Raw genomic sequence first — 5,798 nt, forward strand, 5'->3', positions numbered from 1 at the left:
TGTGCTCTTCCGATCTCGCTGCCGTAGGCGCTGTATTTGTCCAGCAGCTCCAAAGCGGACTTTTGCATCACCTGCATCCGAGTCATGCCTTGATAGCCCGATGGATCACCCATACTGCCGGAGATATCGAGGATCAACATCAGATTCGTGTTCTGCACCTGAGTCGCCTGGCCTGCATTGGTAACAGCATTGGCAATGGGGGCATCATCGCTGATCACAACCTGCAGGTTACCCGTGCCACTGTCGCCACTGGCATCCGTAGCCGACACGACGAAACTCGGACCATTCGCTGTATCACTGTTGCCTTGAACGTTGTGAGTCAGCACATTGTCTTTGAGCGTGTAGGTATAATTCACCGTGTAGACACCGGCTGTGGGGCCGCTGACACCGGTTACCGTCAGCATTCCTTCCGTATTGTTGATCAAGGTCTGACTGCCGCCACTGGTCAAGTTGTAAGCCTGCCCACCGATGGTCAAGGTAGTCAGATTTTCCCCCTGGGTGTTGATGGTGAAGCTGCCATTGAATATCTCCGAATTACCACTGGCAGCCGTCCCCTCAGGCAGTCCCTCCTCATCAACCGTCGCATTGCCGATGGTCAATACAGGGACACGGGTATCCTGAGCAATATTGATGGTAAGAGTTGCCGGATCTGTATCACCATCGCCATCTTTGAGCGTGTAGGTAAATACCTCCGAGGCACCCACGGGAACCGATGCCGCCGTGAGCGTATAACTGTATTCGCCATCCAACCCCATGGTTAGCGTCCCATACAGCCCGGTCACAGTGAATCCACCGGCAGGATTACTGTCTGAATTGCCGTTCGAGCTCACGACCTGGCTGATTGCCGCACCATCCGCCCCCATGACGTCCACCCCGGCACCGGCTGTGCCGCCGATGGTCCCCGCCCCGGTAATGACATTACCCGTCACCGGAGTGAACACACCTTCAGTGGCACTGTCAGCATCATCGTTGGCCGTCGGCACGTCGTCCACGATCTGCACGCTCAGGGTGTTCGAGGCCGAATCCCCGTCGCTGTCCACCAGGCTCACCGCGAAGTCTTCGAACAGGCTGTTGTTGCCGTTCGCCGTCGGGTGCGCCTCGTTGTCGTTCAGGGTGTAGCTGTAGCTCACCAGCCCGGTCGCCGGGTTGTACCCGGTGATGGTCAGGGTGTTGCCCAGCGGCGTGGTCACCCCGCTCAGCGGGAAGCCCGCCACCACCCCGTTCACCACGATGTTGATGCCACCCACGCTCAGGGTCTTCACCCCGTCCGGTGCGCTGATGGTGAAGTCCCCTGTCACCGTGGTCGACTCCTTGCTGCTGTCCGACCCCGCCGATTCATTCTCGCCGCGGGTCGCCAGCAGGTCGTCTTCGTACACCTTCGCATCCCCGCCCTCGCCCTTGGGCGTCAGGTTGGTGATGGTCACCCCGTCATCGTCGTTCTTGATGGTCAGGGTCAGGGTCGCCGTGCTCACGTCTCCGTCCGCATCCGTCAGGGTGTAGGTGAACACTTCGCTGCCCACCCCGCCCCCGGTCAGCGCCTTGAAGTCACCGTCGTTCGGGTTGAGGGTGTAGGTGTAGGTGCCGTTGGCATTGAGCACCAGGCTGCCGTAGGTCCCGCTCAGGGTGCCCGCGGTCACCGCCGCGCCATCCGCCCCCTGCACGTCGTTGGTGATGACGTTGCCATTGAGGACCAGGTTGTTCTCGCTCGCCGCCGTCAGGTTGACGTCGCTCACCGCCGTCGGCACGTCATCCAGCACCACGACATCCAGCCCTGCACTGGTCGTGTCGCCATCAAGGTCCGTCAACACGACGTTGAAGCTCTCCGTCAGAGCCCCATCATTTGCAGGTTTGTTATGTGTTTCGTTATCGTTCAGGGTGTAGCTGTAGGTCACGCTGCCAACCCCTGTCACCGGGTTGTAGCTGACGCCGGTCACCAGCAGTTGATTTCCCAAAGGACTGGGGATCCCCTGGGGGAAGGTGGTCAAGACCTGGCCATTGCTGATCAGCGTCACACCTCCCAGCGTCAGGCTTTGCACTCCATCTGCCGCATTGAATGTAAAGGTACTGCTCTTGGTCAGGGCTGCGCCATCGGGGGCTGAGCCATCCGGCAACGCGGCTTCATCAAGGACAAGCTCACCACCCTCGACCTGCAATCCATTCAGCGAGACAGGCTCATCTACAGGGGTGATGGTGATGGTCATAGTGGAGTCGTTGGTATCATCCCCATCCGTTACGGTGTAATTGACCGCAGGTACAGGGCCTGTGTAGTTCAGCGCGGGGGTAAAGGTATAGGAGCCGTCGGCATTGATGATCAGCGTACCAATCCCATCCAGCGTGCTCTCAACGCCAGCAGCAATTCCCTGATTGTTGCCCCAGCTATAGGAAATGACAGACGAATCAAGGGGACCATCCGGATTGTTGCTGTTGTCGAGCACATTGCCACTGATGGCCTGATCTTCCTGGGTGACAACAGACTCATCCTGATCATCGAGCTGATTCTCGGGCAGAAGATCGTCTTCCTGCAGCACATTCTGATCGATCAACGTATCATAGCCGGTATCGAATCCGGCCTCGGCTATAGTCGCATCTCCGATGCGATCTATGACAACAAAACCACCATTGCCACTGGCCCCAGCGACCCCGCCGATACCGCCACCACCACCGGCGGCAGGTGCCCCACCGGCAGCAGAGGCTTCGAAGTTCTTGGTCGGGTCAACCCCTTGCAGGATGGATTGTTGCAACGCCGCAATTTCTGGCGACACTTCAGGCGAGCCTTGCTGATGATTGGCAACCGATGAGGAAGATTGTCCCTCTGGAGGCATCTCTGCCCCTGCCGGGACACCATTGTCCGCTGCAGGTTTGTCATCGTAGGGAGCCAGCATCAATTTGGCATCATCAGCGATATTGAGTCTGGCGCCAGGCTGCAGTATCTCGCCAGGCTGGAGAGGACGACTGCTGCCATCGGCAAGCAGGATCTGAACGTTGCCTTCTACGGAAGAGACGACCACGGTTTTGTCGATGATTTGGGTGCGCATATCCATTGCTCCAGGGTGACAGATCTTGATGCCTACACTCTAGATACGCCCCCGTCCTGCTTCCGTTGCAAAAATGTACAGGGTTGAGTCTCTTTGACTTCATCCGATGCAGCGAATCGAACGAATATTTTTTACATATAAAAATCAAATAAGTAACAGCGCGAGTTTTAGTGATATTACCTATATGTCGCGTAAAAATGATGTACATATTCTAAACAGATATAAAAAAGGGCCCTTAATGGGCCCCTTTCTATCGAGTTGTACCGCTTATACCAGTGGAAATGCAGGGTGAACGAACCCCTGATAACCATCGATATGCAAACTGGACAACAATTCAACCTGCCGTTGATCTTCCACCCGGGTGGCGATGGTCGTGACACCCGCGTTGTGGGCAGCCCGACAGACAGCCGCCAGGAAGGAGGTATCGGCGCCTGGTTCCATGACCTGGCTGGTATACCCGTGGTCCACCTTGACATAGGTGGGGGTCAGCTCTTCCAGATAGCCGAGGGACTGGAAGTGCCGGCCATAGTGATCGACCCCCCACAAGAAGCCGTGCTCTCGCAACAGCTCAACCAGATGAGTCACATACTCTTTGTGTTTCATGATGGCCGCTTCCGGGATCTCGAACAGCAGTCGCTCCTTCAGCTCCACGTTCAGCGACAGATAGCCTCTGAGCCATGTCAGGAACTCATCCGAACAGAGAGAACCCGCCGTGATATTGACTGCCAACACCAATTCCGGTTGCTGCTTGAACAAGGGGACGCAGGCTTCCAGCACCGCCTTGTCAAACTCGGCCCCCATCTTGAACTGCTCGATCGCAGGCAAGAACTGCCCTGCGAAGTAATCCGTTCCATCTCGCGAGATGGCCGCGAACAACTCGGCATGCAGGCGGGTACCATCATCGAAGCGGCATGCAGGCTGTGCCTTGAAGCGCCAGAGATGTCTGGCAATGGCATCCTGCACCAGGTCTCGCCAGGCAAGGCGTCCCATCAGTCCCTGCTCATTGCCGCCTTCCATCACGACGGCACCGCGCCGCTCATTGCGCGCTTTGCCAAGGGCGTTATCCGCCTTCGTCAGCAGGGCCGAGAGATCGTCATTGCCATCACGGCCGGCGATGCCGACGACGGACAGCGCACCGCTTTCTCCCATGGGATTGACAACCAGATCGGCGATACGGCTGTTGATGAGCTCCGCCAGCTCCTTGAGCTGAGACAGATCATCGGTGGGGCAGAGCAAGGCATACTCCGTCGCCGAGATCCGGGCCAGCGCCGCGCCATCCCAGCCATCCAGCAGTTCCCTGAGCACCTGTGCAATGGACTTGACCATGTTGTCCCTTGCAGCAAAGCCCTCTTCCCGATAGAGATCGTCCAGCATGTCGACGGCCACCAGCATGACCCCGCCCTGCCCGGCCTCCGCAATCCAGGCATTGACCTGCCCGACGAAGTAAGAGCGGTTGCCAAGCCCGGAGACGGCATCCACATAGACGCGGGCTCGCAGATTCTCGGCTTCGTCAGCCTGCTCTTTGAACTGCACGGCAAGCTTGCTGGAAAGGGTATTGATGGCCTGTACCACTTGCCGCAGCTCGCGGGTCTTGGGCTCGGGAATGGCGTGGCCGAAATGGTGCAGCTCGATTTCAACCGCCTGATCGCAAATCAGCTTGAGCGGTTTGAGCAGATAATTGAGCGCCCGCATCAGCAAGAGAGTGGTGACGAGAAAGCCGACCAGGAACCAGGTGGCCAGTTCGCTCATTCCTTTCCAAAGCTCGTAGTAGGCTTGTCCAGGGTGGCCGACGACCTTCAGCTTGCCCAGTTGCAGCCAACCCGACGTCAAAATCGATTCATTGGCCACTTCAGGGAACAGACCCAGCCCAATGAACCACTGTGGGACCCCTTCGATATGGCTGCTGTTCTCCAGCTCGATGACATCCTTGGAGGCCAGCAGATCGAGACGGACCAGCTTGTAGTAACCCCCGTCGAACACCGCCTTGATCACGGATTCGGCACTGACCTTGTCGCCGTTCTCCAGATAGGGGGTCAGCGCCAGACCCAGTGCGGTGGACGTATTGATGACGGTGGTCTCCTGCTGCTGCGCCAGGTAGTTGCGGGTCGAATTGAATTGCACCCAATAGGTGGCGGCAAACAGCAATCCGAACAGCAGCAGCATGGTTGCCAATAGTTGTCTGTAGAGCGTCATAGGTTAATCATCCAAATTGACCGCAGGCCGAGCCAATCGCCCCGATGTCATGCGATTGCGTAAGTCTGTCCATAATCCCAAGCGGGATGATTGCCCGGCCAGTTCCCCTTGACCACGCGCCTTCATCAGCCACAAGTGACTACCGTTAAAACTGTAAATTGGCAACAAATCCGCCCGTTGGGTCGCCGGGCGAATTGATCCGACAAGATTGTCCAGAATCAGGGGTACTGCCGCAGGCGTCTCATAGTAGGCAACGACCATATGAAACTGGTTATAATCCAATGCCTTGACATATACCATTCGCATTTTTTCATCAGGGATGCCAAGTTCCAGCAAGGTAAAATACTTGGAAATGCTGAAGTCTTCACAATCTCCCCCCGCTGCGCCCAGAAATTCCAGCGGTGTCGCCCAATAATCCTTCTTGTGCCACAACTTGATGTCATCGATGAAACGCATCTGGTTGAAGAACTGGTTCACCTTCTCCAGCTTCTGCCGATCCGTCAGCCCCGCCGCCTTGTTCTGCATTGCCAAAGTGCGCCAGCTGGTGACCCGTTTGCCGGCCCTAGGGCC

The 5,798-nt window shown here is 57.2% G+C and carries 3 protein-coding genes; all 3 read right to left on the reverse strand.

Annotated features, from left to right (window positions below; all coding sequences use genetic code 11):
- Positions 1-3,035, reverse strand: a 3,035-nt coding sequence (locus G5358_RS19790) for a retention module-containing protein (RefSeq protein WP_421324757.1), incomplete at its 3' end; no start/stop codon positions are given.
- A gap of 267 nt (positions 3,036-3,302) precedes the next feature.
- Positions 3,303-5,228, reverse strand: a complete 1,926-nt coding sequence (locus tag G5358_RS19795; protein ID WP_421324758.1) for an EAL domain-containing protein — start codon at positions 5,226-5,228, stop codon at positions 3,303-3,305.
- Between the two features lie 3 nt (positions 5,229-5,231).
- Positions 5,232-5,798, reverse strand: a 567-nt coding sequence (locus G5358_RS19800; protein WP_421324759.1) for a transglutaminase-like cysteine peptidase, incomplete at its 5' end; no start/stop codon positions are given.

The organism is Aeromonas sp. 604176 (genome assembly GCF_049170755.1).
GTDB lineage: Bacteria > Pseudomonadota > Gammaproteobacteria > Enterobacterales > Aeromonadaceae > Aeromonas > Aeromonas veronii_A.

Excerpts from the sequence above, each read along its gene's own strand:
- G5358_RS19795 (WP_421324758.1), bottom strand. The coding sequence starts at position 5,228 with ATGACGCTCTACAGACAACTATTGGCAACCATGCTGCTGCTGTTCGGA.